Source organism: Gelatiniphilus marinus (genome assembly GCF_042684345.1).
Classification (GTDB): domain Bacteria; phylum Bacteroidota; class Bacteroidia; order Flavobacteriales; family Flavobacteriaceae; genus Gelatiniphilus; species Gelatiniphilus marinus.
This window is the reverse complement of record NZ_JBHULK010000001.1, coordinates 1,091,366-1,109,697: the sequence shown is the minus strand read 5'-3', so window position 1 is coordinate 1,109,697 and position 18,332 is coordinate 1,091,366. Positions and strand designations below refer to the sequence as shown.

Annotated in this window: 8 protein-coding genes; all 8 read left to right on the top strand. The window is 37.2% G+C overall.

Going from position 1 to position 18,332, the window contains the following annotated elements; all coding sequences use genetic code 11:
- Window positions 1-312: 312 nt before the first annotated feature.
- A complete protein-coding gene (trxB, locus tag ACFSQS_RS04665; RefSeq protein WP_388014835.1) occupies window positions 313-1,263 on the top strand; it encodes a thioredoxin-disulfide reductase in 951 nt (316 codons plus the stop codon).
- 349 nt (window positions 1,264-1,612) lie between these two features.
- The gene (locus ACFSQS_RS04660) at window positions 1,613-3,124 is read left to right on the top strand and encodes an aminotransferase class V-fold PLP-dependent enzyme (protein WP_388014832.1); all 1,512 of its coding nucleotides are present in this window, start codon (window positions 1,613-1,615) and stop codon (window positions 3,122-3,124) included.
- Window positions 3,125-3,340: 216 nt separating this feature from the next.
- Complete coding sequence (locus ACFSQS_RS04655; RefSeq protein ID WP_388014829.1) at window positions 3,341-6,148, top strand: helix-turn-helix and ligand-binding sensor domain-containing protein; 2,808 nt, start codon at window positions 3,341-3,343, stop codon at window positions 6,146-6,148.
- 230 nt (window positions 6,149-6,378) lie between these two features.
- Window positions 6,379-9,405: a SusC/RagA family TonB-linked outer membrane protein gene (locus ACFSQS_RS04650; protein WP_388014826.1), complete on the top strand. Its 3,027-nt coding sequence runs from the start codon at window positions 6,379-6,381 to the stop codon at window positions 9,403-9,405.
- Between the two features lie 9 nt (window positions 9,406-9,414).
- On the top strand, window positions 9,415-10,893 hold the full coding sequence (locus tag ACFSQS_RS04645; RefSeq protein WP_388014823.1) for a RagB/SusD family nutrient uptake outer membrane protein: 1,479 nt from the start codon (window positions 9,415-9,417) through the stop codon (window positions 10,891-10,893).
- A gap of 107 nt (window positions 10,894-11,000) precedes the next feature.
- A complete protein-coding gene (locus tag ACFSQS_RS04640) occupies window positions 11,001-13,037 on the top strand; it encodes a hypothetical protein (protein WP_388014820.1) in 2,037 nt (678 codons plus the stop codon).
- Window positions 13,038-13,062: 25 nt separating this feature from the next.
- Window positions 13,063-14,706 carry a glycoside hydrolase family 16 protein gene (locus ACFSQS_RS04635; RefSeq protein ID WP_388014817.1) on the top strand — a complete coding sequence of 548 codons (1,644 nt, stop codon included), beginning with the start codon at window positions 13,063-13,065 and terminating at the stop codon, window positions 14,704-14,706.
- Window positions 14,707-14,866: 160 nt separating this feature from the next.
- Window positions 14,867-18,325: a hypothetical protein gene (locus ACFSQS_RS04630; protein ID WP_388014814.1), complete on the top strand. Its 3,459-nt coding sequence runs from the start codon at window positions 14,867-14,869 to the stop codon at window positions 18,323-18,325.
- Window positions 18,326-18,332 lie beyond the last annotated feature (7 nt).

The following is an 18,332-nucleotide window of genomic DNA, read 5'->3' as shown; positions in this document are numbered from 1 at the left end:
TTCTGTTTTTTTTTGATTTACCAAAGCTAAATAAAAATTTCGGTAAGTTTTGTTTTCGAGCAGATTTTTTTAATTATTGCTATGTTTTATGGTGCGATTCAAGTATTGTTAGGGGTATAAAACTTACTGGTTATTATATGATATCCTAAAACAATATTCATTAGAATGTCTATAACCTTAGCTTAAAAAAATGCTGTAATTAGCATAAAATAGATTAATAAATTATAACTATTTTTTAATAAAAACTGTTGATAACTTCTCGGTAAGCATTGCCTCAAAAAAGCTACTTTTGCAACTATAAATTTTGAAAATATGTCTGATACAATAGAAAAAGTAAAATGCTTAATTATAGGGTCTGGGCCCGCAGGTTATACGGCTGCTATTTATGCGGCAAGAGCTAATATGAAACCCGTTTTATATCAAGGTACACAACCAGGTGGGCAATTAACAACTACCAACGAAGTTGAAAATTTCCCTGGGTATCCAGATGGTATAACTGGGCCCGAAATGATGATTGAATTACAAAAACAAGCAGAACGGTTTGAAACCGATGTGCGCAATGGTTGGGTTACCAAGGTAGATTTTTCTGGCGATGTGCATAAAGTATGGGTTAACGATACCAAAGAAATACACTGCGATACAGTAATTATTTCAACAGGAGCTTCTGCTAAGTATTTGGGTTTGGAATCTGAGCAAAAATACTTGAAACTAGGTGGTGGCGTTTCGGCATGTGCCGTTTGCGATGGCTTTTTCTACAGAAATCAAGAAGTGGTTATTGTTGGTGCCGGAGATTCGGCTTGCGAGGAAGCGCATTACTTATCTAAGCTATGTACTAAAGTTACCATGTTGGTAAGACGAGACGAGTTTAGAGCTTCAAAAATTATGGCGGCTCGAGTTAAAAACACAGAAAACATTGAAATATTATTCAATACCGAAACCGATGAGGTTCTGGGAGATGGACAAGTGGTAACCGGTGTGCGCGTATTTAATAATATAACCCACGAAAAGCACGAGATTCCAGCCACAGGCTTTTTTGTGGCTATTGGACACAAACCAAATACCGATATTTTTAAAGATTACCTTAATCTAGACGAAACAGGATACATTATTAACGAACCCGGAACATCTAAAACCAATGTAGATGGCGTTTTTGTATCTGGCGATGCCGCCGACCATGTTTACAGGCAAGCCGTAACTGCTGCAGGAACAGGCTGTATGGCAGCTTTAGATGCAGAGCGTTATTTGGCTGCTAAAGAAGGATAAAATTATAAAGCTGCACGGGTTTGCCAAAGTTACTATTAACCAAAAAAATGCCCCATAGCTTCGCCTTGGCGTTTCCGTTTAAGTTTAATTCCCGATCCCGATCCCGATAGCGATCGGAATCGGGAATATAAATAATAAATTTAGTTTTTTGGCCCTAAGATTCCCAAAAAACCAAGCTTAAACACTTCTAAGCCACAAGAATACTGGTACTGCCTCGAGCTTACTTCGTTTCAATAAATTTTTATTGGGCCTAATTTTATCGTTATTTTTGTAAATAAAACAAATAGCTTCCTTTAAAGTAATCTAATAAAAGTACCTTAGCTATTGTTTTGTTAAGAATTTATAATTTATGTCCAATACCCTTAAAAATATTTTAAGCATTAAAAAAAAAGCATCAAATCTTGAAGCTTACTTTAAGCCTTTTAGAGAAGAAATTATTGGCATTAACCAAGAATTTGATTCGCCTTATGGTAAAAAGAAAATTATTTATGCCGATTGGACAGCCAGCGGAAGACTTTATAAATCCATAGAAGAAAAATTACTGAATGATATTGGCCCATACGTAGCCAATACCCATACCGAAACCTCTGTTACAGGTTCTGCAATGACGCTGGCTTACCACGATGCGAGAAGCATTATTAAAAAACATGTTAACGCTTCAAAAGACGATGTTTTAATAACCGTTGGTACGGGCATGACCGGTGCAATTAACAAGTTTCAGCGTATATTAGGATTAAAAATAAATGAAAATTTAAAAGATCACACCCAGGTTCCAGAAGCAAAACGGCCAATAATTTTCGTTTCGCACATGGAGCACCACTCCAATCAAACCTCGTGGTTGGAAACCATTGCGCGGGTAAAAGTAATTCCTTCTAATACTGATGGCTTACCCTGTATTAATAAGTTGCAAGATTTAATAACCCAACATAAAGACTGCCCCATAAAAATAGCTGCCATTACAGGCTGCTCTAACGTTACCGGCATAAGAACAAACTACCACGATATAGCTAGGGTAATGCACCAAAATAACGGCTTGTGCTTTGTAGATTTTGCCTGTTCTGCACCCTACGTTAATATAAATATGCATCCAAAAAACGACGATGAGTATTTAGATGCCATAAGCTTTTCTCCGCATAAGTTTTTAGGTGGACCGGGGGCTTCCGGCGTATTAATATTTAACAAAAAACTCTATAAAAACCTAGTGCCCGATAATCCCGGGGGCGGTACGGTAAGCTATACAAACCCATGGGGCGACCACGACTATATTGATGATATTGAAACCCGAGAAGATGGTGGCACCCCAGGCTTTTTACAGGCCATTAAAATAGCTTTATCTATTAAACTAAAAGAAAAAATGGGCGTTAAAAATATTTTAGACAGAGAGCACGAGCTTAATGCTATTATATTTAAACGTTTAAAAAAAATAAAGAACCTGCGTGTTCTAGCAGAAAACCATACCGATAGATTGGGCGTATTTTCATTTTATATAGAAGATGCACATTACAACTTAATAGTAAAACTTTTAAATGATAAGTTTGGAGTACAAACCAGAGGTGGTTGTAGTTGTGCAGGTACCTATGGGCATTATTTGCTTAATGTTGATGAGCCAACATCCAAATCCATAGAAAAGAAAATACTCGATGGCTGTTTAATTGAACGCCCGGGTTGGGTAAGAATGTCTATTCATCCAACCATGACTAATAATGAAGTGCAATTTATTTGCGATGCCATTGAAGCTGTTGCTAAACATTTTAAAGACTGGGGAGAAGTCTATACTTATAATGCCATTAAAAATGAGTTTGTACATAACAGTCATCAAAATATAGAAAAAAACATAATTAAAAACTGGTTTAATATTTAACCAAAAAAGTTAGGCTTTAAAAAAGTATAAAACATATAGCTCCGTTGTTATCATGCACCGGAGCTTTTTTTTGTGGTAAATTTATTGTTTTATCCAACAATTGTTAGTTGATTTTATTTATGTAAAAAACCATACAAAAACCATACAAAATGCTCAAGATTTCAATAAATAAAAGGATTTTGTTATATTGGTAACGCAACAATAACTGCTTTAAAATTGAAAAAACTATTTAGGCTTGCAACATGTATATACCTTTTGGGTTCTTTAATAATTAAGGCCCAGGAAATACCGCCCATACAAGTTTATACGCCAAAAATGTATGGAGCAGAAAATCAAAATTGGTCCATTGCCCAATCAAAAGATAAAAACATTTATGTTGCCAACAACAAAGGCCTTTTAGAGTTTAATGGAGCCAAATGGCGTTTATACCCCTCGCCTAACCAAACCATAATTAGATCTGTTAACGTTTTTGATGATGTAATATACACGGGCTGCAGTAAAGAGTTTGGGTATTGGCAAAGAAACCAATTGGGCGATTTGATCTATACATCGCTTTCACAAAGGCTTCAAATTGAATTTCTTGAAGAAGAGGAATTTTGGAGCATTGTAAATTTCGACGATTATATCTTGTTTCAATCCCTACAGCGCATCTATATCTATAACAAAATCAATGACACTTATGTGGTTATCGATACAGATTCTACCATTTACAAAATGTTCAAGGTTAACGGTAGCATTTACTTTCAGCAAACAAAAGCGGGGTTGTATAAAATTGAAAACGGCATGCCCAAATTAATTTCAAACCATGCGGTCTTAAAAAACAGTTTGTTGGTTAACGTTTTTAATCATAAGGAAAACCTTCTAATAGAAACCGAAAATGCGGGTTTTTACATTTTAGAAAACAACACTTTAAAGCCATGGAATATACCGGCCAACAAATTGCTTCCTCAAAGCGGGGTTTACAGGAGCGCTAAATTACGCGATGGCAGTTTTGTGCTGGGTACCAGATCTAACGGGATATTCCACGTTACAGAAGAAGGCGAGATCAAGTTCCACATTAACATAAAACGTGGTTTAAGCAACAATACCATACATGCTATTTTTGAAGACACCGAAAATAATATATGGCTAGCGCTAGATAATGGGATTAATTGTGTTAACATAAAATCGCCCTTCAGGATATATTACGACAAAGAAGGCAAAATAGGAACTGTTTACGCCTCGGCAGTGCACAATGATTACTTGTACTTGGGCACCAATCAAGGTTTGTACTACAAACCTCTGTATTCCGATTCCGAGTTTCAATTCGTCGAAAACACCCAAGGTCCGGTTTGGAGTTTAATAAAATTAAAAAACACCTTGTTTTGCGGCCACGATGCGGGTACTTTTATTGTAAACAAAGACACTGCCAAATTAACAGTGGACATACAAGGTACCTGGAACATTGCTCCAATACAAAACAAAGAAAACGAGTTGTTGCAAGGTAATTATAATGGGCTTAACGTAATTACCAAGGTAAATGGTATATGGGTTTTAAAAAACAAAATTGAAGGTTTCGATATTTCAAGCAAGTTTTTCGAAATTTACAATGATAATATTTTTGTAAGCCACGAATCTAAGGGTATTTATAAAATAACAGTTGATAAAGATTTTACCAGGGCTACCCAAGTTGTTAAAGATTCAATAGTTGGCAAAAGCCTTAATTCTAGCGTTATAAAGCACAATAGCAATATTTTATATGCCCATAACGAAGGGGTTTTTAAGTATAGTTTAGCACAGAAGCGATTTATAAAAGACTCTGTTTATAATGGTTTGTACACTAAAACCAATTATACTTCTGGCAAACTAATATCAGACAAAGAAAACAATATTCTATGGAGTTTTTCCCAAAATAACCTAAGTTATCTTTCACCCGGTAAATTAAGTAGCATACCAAAAGTTAATAAAATATCGTATTCTACGGCACTCCCCAAAGGCTTAACAGGCTACGAAAATATCTCGCATTTGCAAAACAATAAGCATTTAATTGGTACATCAACAGGATACGTTGTTTTAGACCTAGATAAGTTAAATGAAAAAACATACAGCATATCCATAAATACCATTTCTACAAACGATTTAAAAGGAAACCTGCAAATTGTATCCAAACACAATAAAGGGCTTTTTAAAAACAAGGCCAATAATATTGAGTTTAATTACAGTGTCGCAGAATTTGATAAGTACCTAGATACCGAGTATCAATACCAATTAAAAGGCATTTACCCAGAGTGGAGCAGTTGGTCTGCCAGTTCCAGCATACTGTTTAAAAACCTACCGTATGGCGAGTATGTTTTTAACGTAAGGGCAAAAGTTGGCAACAATATAACCAATAATACAGCAACCTATAGTTTTAAAATTGAAAGACCTTGGGCCCTGTCTTACCAAGCCATAATTGTTTATAGTATTTTATTTATCTTGTTTTCTCTACTGTTGCATAATTTATATAAGCGCCATTACAAAAAACAAAGAGAAAAATTGTTGCAGAAAAACGCAAGCGAATTAGAATTGAAAGAACTTGAAAACCAACAACAATTAATGCGTTTTAATAACGAAAAACTAAGGCAGGATATAGAAAGTAAAAACCGCGAGTTGGGAATATCAACCATGAGCCTAATTAAAAAGAACGAGTTTTTAAATAGCCTTAAAAAAGAGCTTAAAAGCGTTTCCGAAAACGATAAAAGCCTTAAATCTGTGATTAGGATGATAGATAAAAACCTTAACAACACAGACGATTGGAATGTGTTTGAAGAAGCTTTTAACAACGCCGATAAAGACTTTCTTAAAAAAATCAAGGCTTTGCACCCATCGTTAACATCAAACGATTTAAGGCTCTGTGCATACCTTAGGCTAAACCTTGCTTCAAAGGAAATTGCACCTCTATTAAATATCTCGCCTCGAAGCGTGGAGGTTAAGCGTTATCGATTAAGAAAAAAAATGAATTTACCGCACCAATCCAGCTTAACAAATTATATCCTTGAAGTATAGGTGTTTAGTATGAGCCATACATACCTATACAATACCACAACATTTAATAAAATAACGTTTTTTTAACACTAATTTATTGTTTGGTAATATGTTGCCAAAACACCCGATTTTATTATGCTTTAAGCATCAAATGCTATAGTTTTTTGTTATGTATGCTTTTTGTTTGGGTAAAATATAAGGATACATCAATCGTATAGTTTAATTTTAACTAAACTCAAAAAACTAATTCAATGAGACACAATCTCTTTAAAATTCTAGCGCTTTTCTTTATGGCATATTCCAGTGCCCAAAATGTAAGTGTTAGTGGAAATGTACAGGACGATACAGGCTTTCCCATACCCGGAGCCAACGTATTGGTTAAAGGTACAAGTACGGGATCCGTTACCGACTTTGATGGTAATTTTACTATAAACGATATTCAAGTCGGTTCAACACTTGTATTTAGTTACATAGGCTATATAACGCAAGAAGTTGTGGTGGCCAATGGCAGTAACCTTAATATACAGATGTTGCCAGATATAGCCCAATTAAGCGAAGTAGTTGTAATTGGTTACGGCACGCAAACCAAAAAAGAAATAACAGGAGCTGTTTCCGTTATCGGGTCAGAGACCATAGAAGCCTTAAAGCCCACAAGAGTAGAGCAGGCTTTACAAGGGCAAGTAGCCGGTGTTAATATTACATCGCAATCGGGTTCCCCGGGCGGTGGCACAACCATAAGTATTAGAGGTGTTTCTACAAACGGAGATAGCAGACCATTAATATTAGTAGATGGCAATGTAGTTGAAGACTTAAGCGTTGTAAATCCCAGCGATATAGAAAGCATTAATGTGCTAAAAGATGCTACGGCGGGTATTTATGGTGTAAGAGCAGCCAATGGTGTAGTATTAATAACAACTAAAACAGGGCGTAAAGATATGCCTTTAACAATAGAGTATTCTGCCTATACTGGTTTTCAACAAACCTCCAGGAAGTTGCCGGCGCTAAACGCTACAGAATACGCTGCTTTGGTAAACGAAGCCTTTGCAGCTGGTGGCAGTACTCCTCCTTTTACAGATTTATCTGCCTTGGGTGTTGGTACGAATTGGCAAGACCAAGTTTTTCAAACAGCGCCGATTTTTAACAATAGCATTACCTTTAAAGGTGGTACCGAAAAATCATCGTACTCGTTTAGTAGCTCTTTTTTAAAACAAGATGGTATTGTTGGCGGAAGCAAATCTAATTTTACCAGATTTACAAAACGCGCCAGTTACAATTTTGATTTTTTAGAAAATTTTAAATTCACTTCTGGCTTAACCTATACAAGTACCAACAAGAATAATTTAGTTGAGTCTGCATTAGGCTCGGTGCTTTTTAATGCCTTGAACATGGATCCCACAAAAAGTGTTAAAGATCAAACAGGTGCTTTTACCATAGCCGAAGGCTTGGGTAACGAGGTTATTAATCCAATAGCTCAAACTGCTAATGCCTACGATAAAACCAAGGTAAGTAAACTAAGCGGAAATGCAGGTTTAGGGTATAACTTTTTAGAGCATTTTACGGCTCAAGCTAATGTTCAGTTTAACTATTCAGAAGTACGTTCTAAAATATTCAGGCCCACTGTTAATTACGGTAGCGGAAAAGTATTTAATATAGATAGGAGCGAGGTTATAGAAAACTTGGATTATTTTAGAGACTATACCTTTGATGCTTTTGTAAAATACGAAAACACGTTTAACGATATTCATAAACTCAACCTGCTTTTAGGAACATCGGTTTTTAAAACCACTGGCGAATTTACCGGAAAAAAAGGATTTGATATTGAAGGCAATATTGTGCAAAACGCCAATATTTTCCAAGCTTCGAATGTTGAAGACAGATTTCGCCTTAAAGGCAGAAACGACACCTTCGACTCTAGGTTGCTCTCCTATTTCGCAAGATTGCAATACGATTATAAAGGCAAATATTTATTGTCTGCTGTGGTACGTCGTGATGGCTCAACTAAATTCGGTCCAGAAAACAAATTCGGTATTTTCCCATCGGGTTCAATTGGTTGGGTAGTTTCAGACGAGGATTTTCTGGCCGATAGCAACTCCCTAAACTTCCTGAAATTAAGAGCATCTTACGGTATTTTGGGCAACGACAGAATTGGAGATTTTAGGTTTGTTTCTCTCCTAAACGGAGAAGGGACCTATGTTTTTGATGGCCAACTGGTGAATGGATTGGTTCCGGGCGTTATATCAAATCCAGAGATCCGTTGGGAAAAACAAAAAACCTTAAATATTGGCGTAGATATGAAGTTTTTAAGCAACAAGCTGGATGTTACTGCCGATTATTTTAAGAAAAGAACCGAAGATCTATTGGTAACCCCTCAGGTATCTGGTATTATTGGAGCAGGTGCAGCAGGTTCTGGCGCACCAACTATTAATGCAGGTGTGGTCGAGAACAAAGGATTTGAATTTGCCATTGGCTATTCTGATAATTTTAACGATAATTTTAAATTCAGCGTTAAATACAACGTTACCACAATTCAAAACCAGGTCGTTTCGGTTAGTGCAGACGGCGGGTTTCTTTCAGGCGGAAGTTTTGGTGTAGGCCAAGATCCGCCTTCAAGAATGGAAGCGGGTTTCCCAATAGGTTACTTTAGGGGGTACAGGACCGATGGTGTTTTTCAAAACCAAGCAGAATTAGACGCATATCCAACCATTGACGATCAAGTCCAGGCAGGAGATTTAAGGTTTGTAGATGTTAATAACGATGGTTTTATTGATGATGATGACAGGGTAAATCTAGGCGATCCAATTCCAGAAGCTACCATGGGGCTCAATATATCTTTGGATTATAAAAACTTCGACTTTTCAGCCTATGCCTTTGCATCAGTTGGAAACGAAATCGTACGAAATTACGAGTGTAATCAAAATTTAACAAACCGTACGGTTAATTTCTTAAACCGATGGACAGGTGAGGGCAGTACAAATACAGACCCAAGGGTTACCACAGGTGCAAATTCAAACGGCTTGTTTTCAGATTATTTTGTTGAAGATGGCTCTTTTGTAAGATTGCAAAACGTACAATTAGGATATACGTTTAAGCCTGAATCAGAAGATTCAAAAATAGACAAACTACGTTTATACGTATCAGCAAGTAACCTATTTACCTTAACAGAATACAGAGGTTACGACCCAACGGCATCTAGCGGAGATCCCATAGGTGGAGGTATAGATCAAGGGTTCTATCCAAACCCAAAAACCTTTTTACTTGGTCTTAACTTAAAATTTTAATTCAGAATTATGAAAAATTTAAAAATAAAAAATATACTTATAGTCTTTGTGCTAATGGTGTCCTGTAGCGACGACTTTGTAAATGTCGATTCGCCAGACGCGAATTCTGAAAGCTTCTTTAATACTGAAGCAGATTACGCAAGTGCTTTAATTGGAGCTTACGATGGGTTGCAATATACCTATGTAAATGTGATGCTGGGAGAAATAGCATCAGATAATACACTATGCGGTGGCGAGAGCGCTACAGATGTTGTTGGTTTTCAAGAAATAGACGACATGAGGCATACACCAAACAACGCCAATTTAAGGGATATTTGGAATTGGATGTTCGGCGCGGTAAATCGTGCGAATTTCATTTTAGAGTTTCAGGACAAAACAGATTTTCCAAACAAAAACAATATTATCGCCCAAGCCCGTTTTTTAAGAGCTTATTACAATTTCGAACTTGTAAAGTGGTTTGGCGATATTCCTTTTGCCATCGATAAGCGTATTCAATTTGGAGATCAATTCACTATTGAAAGATCTCCAAAATCTGAAGTCTATTCCCTTATAGAGCAGGATTTAATGTTTGCAGCTGCCAACTTGCCCTATGCACAAGCCCAAAAAGGAAGGGTAACAAAAGGCGCTGCCCAGGCTCTATTGGGAAAAGCGTTCTTGTACCAAGATAAATTTGCAGAAGCTGCAACCGTATTGGAGGATTTAATAATTAACGGTCCTTACGATTTGGTAACAGAAACCAGAAATGTTGAAGGTGTAACCATATTACCGATTTTTGAAAATGATTTTGAAAACAACATCGAATCGGTTTTCGAGGTGCAATATACAGATCAAGAGGGCGCTGGTTTTGACTGTTTGCAATGTAGCGAAGGTAACGTTGCAGTAGGTTTTAATGGCATTAGAAACTACAATGGGCCAGTTTTCGATTCTGGGTTCAGTTTTAACGTACCAACACAAGAAGTGGTTGATGCTTTTGAGGCTGGCGATATTCGATTAGATACAGCTATTTTAGATATTAATGCTTGGGCCTCAAATACTGGTGCAACTTTCGCTACAGGCTTCGAGCATACGGGCTATTACAACAGAAAATATATTGCCCGTAAAGGCGATTTAAATACCGGAGATGCTAACCTAACTAACCCAAACAATTACAGAGCCATACGTTTTGCCGATGTATTGTTAATGGCGGCAGAAGCCTTAAACCGAGGTGGAATAAGCGATACAAGAGCACAAGGCTATTTAAACCGTGTGCGTACAAGAGCAATGCTTCCAGATGTAGCAACTACGGGCTCTAACTTAACAAACGATATTTATAAGGAACGCCGTGTGGAATTGGTAGGCGAAGGCCATCGTTTTTTCGATTTGGTAAGAACAGGACGAGCAGCACAAGAAATAGAAGGCTTTACAACTGGAAAACATGAGGTCTTCCCTATTCCGGAAATTGAGATACAATTAGCAGGAAATACATGGGCGCAAAACCCAGGATACTAAATCATAAAAAATTAACTTATGAAATGCGCCATAATAAAAGTTTTGAAATTAACTGAAATCACTATTGGCGAAATACTTATGACGAAAAAAACAATAAATATTAACTTATGAAAACATTAAAATATATAATGAGTTTTGCTTTGGTATTCTTTATAAGTTGTGCCGAAGACGATAACGATTTAAGTTTTGTAGGAAACATAGTAGCTCCTACAGAGGTTTCGGCACAGTTTAAAGTAGCACAAGACAATAGCGGATTGGTTTCCATTACACCTAATTCCAATGGAGCAGTGTCGTACAACATTGCGCTTGGCGATGGTACAACAGATCTGGTAAATGTAAAACAAGGCGAAACCTTAGAACACACTTATACCGAAGGTACATATACGGTAAGTCTTGAAGCTGTTGGTTTAAGCGGTTTAAAAACGCTGGTAAATCAAGAATTGGTAGTGTCGTTTAAAGCACCCGAAAATTTGGTGGTTACCATCGAAAACGATGCGGCAATCTCAAAACAAGTCAATGTAACGGCTACGGCAGATTATGCAGTGTCTTTCGATGTGTATTTCGGCGAACCCGGAAATGATACTCCGGTAACGGCAAACATAGGCGAAGTTGCATCGTACAATTATCAAGATGCTGGAACCTATACCATTAGAGTTGTAGCCATGGGTGCAGCTATTGAAACTACCGAATATATTGAAGAGTTTCAAGTTACAGCAATATTGCAACCATTAGCTGGGGCGCCAACACCTTCGCGTTCTCAAAACGATGTTATTTCTATTTATAGCGATGTTTACGCAAATCCAAATCCTATTGATTATTATCCAAATTGGGGGCAAACCACCACATACACGCAAATAGATGTTAATGGAGACAATATAATCCAATATGGCGATTTAACTTACCAAGGTATCGATTTTAGTAGCGTTCCTGTTGATGCTTCGGCAATGGAATTCCTTCATGTTGATATATGGACCGCCAATGATAATTTTAATGCAAAACTATCGCCTATTAGCTCGGGGCCAAACGAGACCGCATACGATTTAGAATTAACCGCAAACCAATGGACATCGTTCGATATTCCGTTATCATTCTTTACAGATGCCAATCCTTTGGTAAATCTAGCCGATATTATTCAGTTTAAATTCGATGGCGTAGCTTCTGGGGCTGGTACTATTTTTGTCGATAACCTGTATTTCTACAGAGCGCCAACTACAACGGTACCAAGTGTAACGCCCATTACTTTCGAAACACCATTCGCTTTAGATCAATTTGATGGTGGCGGCACATCAATAGTAACTAACCCAGATACCAACGGAAACAATTCGGCAAGCGTTTTAGAAATGGTTAAAGGAGCAGGACAACCATGGGCGGGTTCTAAAATTACCATCCCAACACCATTCAATTTTTCAAATTCAACAACTGTTACTGCAAAAGTTTGGTCGCCAAGAGCAGGTTTAAATTTACTTATGAAATTTGAAGATAATGTACCCTGGCCTGGGGTTACAGGAACAGCAGAAATTACCGCAACAACTACACTAGCAAATGCATGGGAAACCTTAACCTTCGATTTTTCAGGAATTGATACGAATATAGATTGGTACAACATGGTACTCATTATGGACAACGGAACACAAGGCGACGGATCTGCCAATTACACCATTTATATAGATGATGTATCAACAAACCCGATGCTGGATTTCGAACCAAAATTCGAATTAAGTTCATTTGATGGCGGGGGTATTTCGGTAATAGCAAACCCAGATACCAACGGAAATTCTTCCAGTATGGTTGCAGAAATGGTTAAAGGCGCAGGACAACCCTGGGCAGGTTCTAAAATAACGGTGCCATCACCATTTAATTTTGAAGGAGCAACAACAGTAACCGTAAAAGTTTGGTCGCCAAGAGCAGGCTTAAATTTACTTATGAAATTTGAAGATAATGTACCCTGGCCAGGAGTTACAGGAACTGCAGAAATTACGGCAACAACAACCCTGGCAAACGCTTGGGAAACTTTAACTTATGATTTCTCTGGAATTGATACGAATATAGATTGGTACAACCTTGTTTTGATTATGGATAATGGCACACAAGGCGATGGATCTGCCAATTATACCATTTATATAGATGATATCGAACAAAACTAAAGTCAAAAATTTTAAAACTAAAATTATGAAAAAATTAAAATATAGCTTCAGGGTTTTTATAATGTTGGCTCTCGTTTTTACTGCCTGTCAAGAAGATGATGTTGCCGTTGGGGCAATAACAGCGCCTTCAAATATTCAAGTAGATGTAGATATTGTTGGAGCCGATGCAGCAAATCCAAACGGAGACGGCAGCGGAACGGTTAACTTTACCGCAACGGCCGATAACGCGATTTCCTACCAATTTGTGTACAATAACAATACAACATCTGCTCCCGGAGGAAAACAATCCTACGATTTTTCGGTATTAGGATTAAACACTTATTCGGTAACGGTATTGGCATTTGGTACGGGCGGCGCTTCATCAAGTAAAACCGTTGAGGTAGAAGTGCTTTCGTTATACGATCCACCAGCAGATTTAACAGAAATGTTACACGCCAATAGCTCAAGGGAATGGCGAATTAAAGCTGAAGCGAAACCCCACTTTGGCTTAGGGCCAGTTGGCGGATTTATTCCAGGTGAATGGTACAGCGCAGAGCCTTTTGAAAAAGACGCTGTTGGCATGTACGACGACCGATATATTTTTAATGCCGATGGTACATTTACACACATCACCAACAGCACTAATGACGATCCAACTACAGATACTTCAGGTACGGTTTTTGGGCGCGACCCATTAATTAACGAGTTAGGTGGTACGGGCGGCGGTACCGCTGATGGCGCGGATATATTAAATTACCCGTTTAGCGATTATACAGCACAATGGAGTTTAGGCGCACCAGGTGGTGTAGAAACACTTAGTTTAACCGGGACTGCTTTTATGGGGTATTACACAGGAGGAAATCATAAATACGAAATTTTTAGTCGCTCAGCTAACGAAATGGTTTTAAAAACTACCGATGGCAATGGCGAGTTCGATTGGTGGTTTACCCTTACAACTGAAGGTGAGGCGACCAGCGAATTTGAAACCGCTTACACCAACTTGGTTTGGGAAGACGGGTTTGATACAGATGGTGGTGCTCCTAATCCTGCCAATTGGACTTACGATATTGGTACAGGAACCAACGGATGGGGAAATAACGAAGTGCAAACCTATACCAACAATGCAGAAAATGTTTTAGTTGAAGGTGGTCTTCTTAAAATAACCGCAAAAGCAGATGGCAGTGGCGGTTATACATCGGCAAGAATAAAATCTGAAGGTTTACAAGAATTTACCTACGGAAGAATTGATGTTAGAGCTAAATTACCATCGGCTCAAGGCACCTGGCCAGCAATATGGATGTTGGGTTCAAACTTTTCAACGGTGGGATGGCCACAATCAGGCGAAATTGATATTATGGAACAAACCGGAGACGATAAAGCAAATTCTTTAGGGACTTTACATTGGTTCGATTCTGGTACCAATGCCAATGCCAGCTTTGGTAATACTACGGCGGTATCAAATGCAGCATCAGAGTTTCATGTGTATTCTCTAGATTGGTCTGCAGATAAAATGTACATACTTATAGACAATGTGCCGTTTTTCGAGTTCGATAACAATGCAGCATTACCATTTAATCAAGATTTCTTTTTCATTTTAAATATTGCCATGGGCGGTACTTTAGGTGGTACAATAGACCCCGGGTTTACGCAAGACACTATGGAAATCGATTATGTAAGAGTTTATCAATAAATAGTTTGAGTGTTTTTAAAAAGGTCGGCATTCTTACAACCGGCCTTTTTATTTCATTTTAAAATAATATAGGCATATTTTTTTATTGTATTAAGTTCAAATTCCAAATAAATAATACAATAATCATTTTGTTGCCAGCAATACATCTATACCAAAATTAATGAGCAATATATCTATAAAAGCAGATAAAAACGTTTTAAACCACACCCAAAAAGTAAAGGGTCAATTGGTGAGTTTTGATGGTGAAACCTATTACAAGATTTCTAACAGCGATGCTATGCGCCCATTTTTTATGAGCATAGTTAGCGACTCAAACCATTGGATGTTTATTTCTAGCAATGGCGGTTTATCGGCAGGCAGAAAAAATTCTGAATCTTCATTATTTCCTTATTATACCGATGATAAAATAACCGAACTAGCCGATATTACGGGGAGCAAAACCATCTTTCAAATTCATTTAAAAGGAAAAACCTATGTGTGGGAACCTTTTTCTGAAAGACAGGCTGGACTTTATCAAATTACCAGAAACATTTATAAAAACAGATACGGCAATAAGGTTGTTTTCGAGGAAGTTAACAAAAATTTAAGACTAACGTTTCGATATCAATGGAGTTCAAGTAACCAATTTGGTTTTGTAAAAAAATCGACCCTTCAGAATAACTCCAATAAAGATTTAAACATCACGTGTTTAGACGGATTGCAAAACATTTTACCCGCTGGGGTAACTTCCGATATGCAAAACGCATACAGCAATTTGGTTGATGCTTATAAAAAGAACGAGTTGTTGCCAGAAGTTGGTTTAGGTATTTTTTCGTTAAGTGCTATTATTGTTGACAAAGCAGAACCTAGTGAAGCTTTAAAGGCGAACACGGTATGGTCTGTTGGGGTTAAAAATCCAACGTATTTAATAGCGTCAACACAGCTTAGTAATTTTAGAAAAGGAAATGCTGTAAAACAAGAAGAAGACATTCGCGCAGAAAAAGGCGCGTATTTTACGGTTTCAAATATAGATTTACAAGCCAATTCAGAAAAAAATTGGAGGTTTATTGCCAATGTAAACCAAACCATTACGGGAATTACCCAAATTTCCGAACTCATAAAAAATGAAAATGACGTAGTTCGTCTTATTGAAAACGATATTGAGTTGGGTACAGAAAACCTAATAAAATTAACCACAGCTTCTGATGGTTTGCAAGTAACCGCAGACCCTTTAACAAACACAAGACACTTTGCAAACACGCTTTTCAATATCATGCGTGGTGGCATTTTTGATGACGATTACAACATCGAAAAACAAGATTTTGTAACATACATTTTAAAGGCCAACAAAGACGTTTTCAATACAAAACAGAAAACCTTAGAAGCTTTACCCGAAATTTTTCAGTTAAAGGATATTAAAGCTTTCGCTGAACAAAGCGCGGATAAAGATTTTAAACGTTTGTGTTTCGAATATTTACCGTTAAAATTCAGCCGAAGACACGGCGACCCAAGCCGACCTTGGAACAAGTTTTCAATAAACACAAAAAGTGAAATTGACGGTTCTAAAATTTTGGATTACGAAGGCAATTGGCGCGATATTTTCCAGAATTGGGAAGCTTTGGCGCATGCATACCCTGAGTTTATCGAAGGTATGATTCATAAATTCTTAAACGCCACAACTTTTGAAGGCTACAACCCGTACCGCGTAACAAAAGGCGGATTTGATTGGGAGGTTATTGAAGAAGACGATCCGTGGTCGTACATAGGCTATTGGGGCGATCATCAAATTATTTACCTTCTAAAATTTTTGGAGTTTATTGAAAAGCATTACCCAAATAGATTGGAAAAACTATTCGATCAAAATATTTTTGTGTATGCCAATGTGCCTTATAAAATTAAGAGTTATCAAGACACTTTGTTAAACCCAAAGGACACGATTGATTTTGATTATAAACTGAATGAAAAAATAAACGAAAGAAGGGCGGAAATAGGCGCAGACGGGGCATTGCTTTTAGATAAAAATGCGTCCATTTACAAAGTCAATTTAATTGAAAAATTATTGGCAACCGTATTGGCAAAACTGTCTAATTTTATTCCAGAAGGCGGTATTTGGTTAAACACCCAACGCCCCGAATGGAACGATGCCAACAACGCTTTGGTGGGCAACGGCGTTTCTATGGTTACCTTGTATTATTTAAACCGTTTTTTCAATTTCTTTGAAACGGTGGTATCAAAATCTGAAACCGAAAAGGTAGAAATATCTTCAGAATTAAACGTGTTTTTTAATGAAGTTGTTACCACATTTCAATCTCATAAAAACATACTTTCTGGGCATATTTCGAATAAAGACAGAAAAATAGTTTTAGATGGTTTAGGAAAGGCAGGGAGTAAATTTAGAAGCACTATCTATGAAAACGATTTTTCAAGCGATAAATCTTCTGTAAACAAAACAGAACTTTTAGAATTTATAGGGGTAACAAAATCCTATTTACAGCATACCATTGATGCTAATAAACGCGCAGATAATTTATATCATGCCTATAATTTAATGACGGTTGAAAATAGTGGAGAAATTTCCATTTCATATTTATCCGAAATGCTCGAAGGTCAAGTTGCCGTTTTAAGTTCGGGCTATTTAGCGCCAAAAGAAGCTCTGGATTTATTGGACGGATTAAAACACAGCGCACTGTTTAGGGCCGACCAATACAGCTATATTTTATACCCAAATAAAGACTTGCCGAGGTTTGACAAAAAGAATAATATTCCAGCCGAAAACGTGGAGCAATCCCAATTATTAAAGCAATTGGTTGATGATGGGAACACGCAGATAATTGAAAAAGATGTTTTAGGAAATTTCCATTTCAACGGAAACTTTAATAACGCAAATAGTTTAAAGGAAGCGTTGCATAAATTATCGGATGAAAAATATAAACCACTGATTGAAAAAGACACCCAATTCTTATTGGATACATTCGAAGCTGTCTTCAATCACAAAGCATTTACGGGACGTTCGGGAACATTTTTTGGTTACGAAGGATTGGGGTCAATTTACTGGCACATGGTTTCCAAATTGGTATTGGCGGTTCAAGAAAATGTACAGTTAGCCATTAACACCAATGAAAGCGACGACATAATAGGCAGATTGTTGGACCATTATTATGAAATTCAAGCCGGAATTGGCGTGCATAAATCTCCAGAATTATATGGCGCATTTCCAACCGATCCGTATTCGCATACGCCAGCAACAAAAGGTGCACAACAACCGGGAATGACAGGGCAGGTTAAAGAAGATGTGTTGAGCAGATTTGGGGAACTGGGCGTTTTTGTTGAAGATGGAAAACTGTTTTTCAATCCACGATTGTTACGAAAAAGCGAGTTCTTAAATTCATCAAAATCGTTTGAATATACCAGCATAAATAAAGCAGATAAAACCATTCAATTGGAAGCAGGTTCATTGTGTTTCACTTATTGTCAAATTCCAATAATTTATAAAATTTCAGAAAACGAAACCATTAAAGTGGTTTATCAAGACAACACGATTCAAGAATTTCAGGATTTAAGTTTAGATGAAAAAACTTCAAAATTAATTTTTGAAAGAACAGGTAATATTAACCGCATTGAAGTTTCAATTGTAAAGTAGATTTTAA

Bases quoted from the DNA above. Each gene is read 5' to 3' on its own strand.
- trxB (WP_388014835.1), top strand. From the start codon at position 313: ATGTCTGATACAATAGAAAAAGTAAAATGCTTAATTATAGGGTCTGGG.
- ACFSQS_RS04660 (WP_388014832.1), top strand. From the start codon at position 1,613: ATGTCCAATACCCTTAAAAATATTTTAAGCATTAAAAAAAAAGCATCA.
- ACFSQS_RS04650 (WP_388014826.1), top strand. From the start codon at position 6,379: ATGAGACACAATCTCTTTAAAATTCTAGCGCTTTTCTTTATGGCATAT.
- ACFSQS_RS04645 (WP_388014823.1), top strand. From the start codon at position 9,415: ATGAAAAATTTAAAAATAAAAAATATACTTATAGTCTTTGTGCTAATG.
- ACFSQS_RS04640 (WP_388014820.1), top strand. From the start codon at position 11,001: ATGAAAACATTAAAATATATAATGAGTTTTGCTTTGGTATTCTTTATA.
- ACFSQS_RS04635 (WP_388014817.1), top strand. From the start codon at position 13,063: ATGAAAAAATTAAAATATAGCTTCAGGGTTTTTATAATGTTGGCTCTC.
- ACFSQS_RS04630 (WP_388014814.1), top strand. From the start codon at position 14,867: ATGAGCAATATATCTATAAAAGCAGATAAAAACGTTTTAAACCACACC.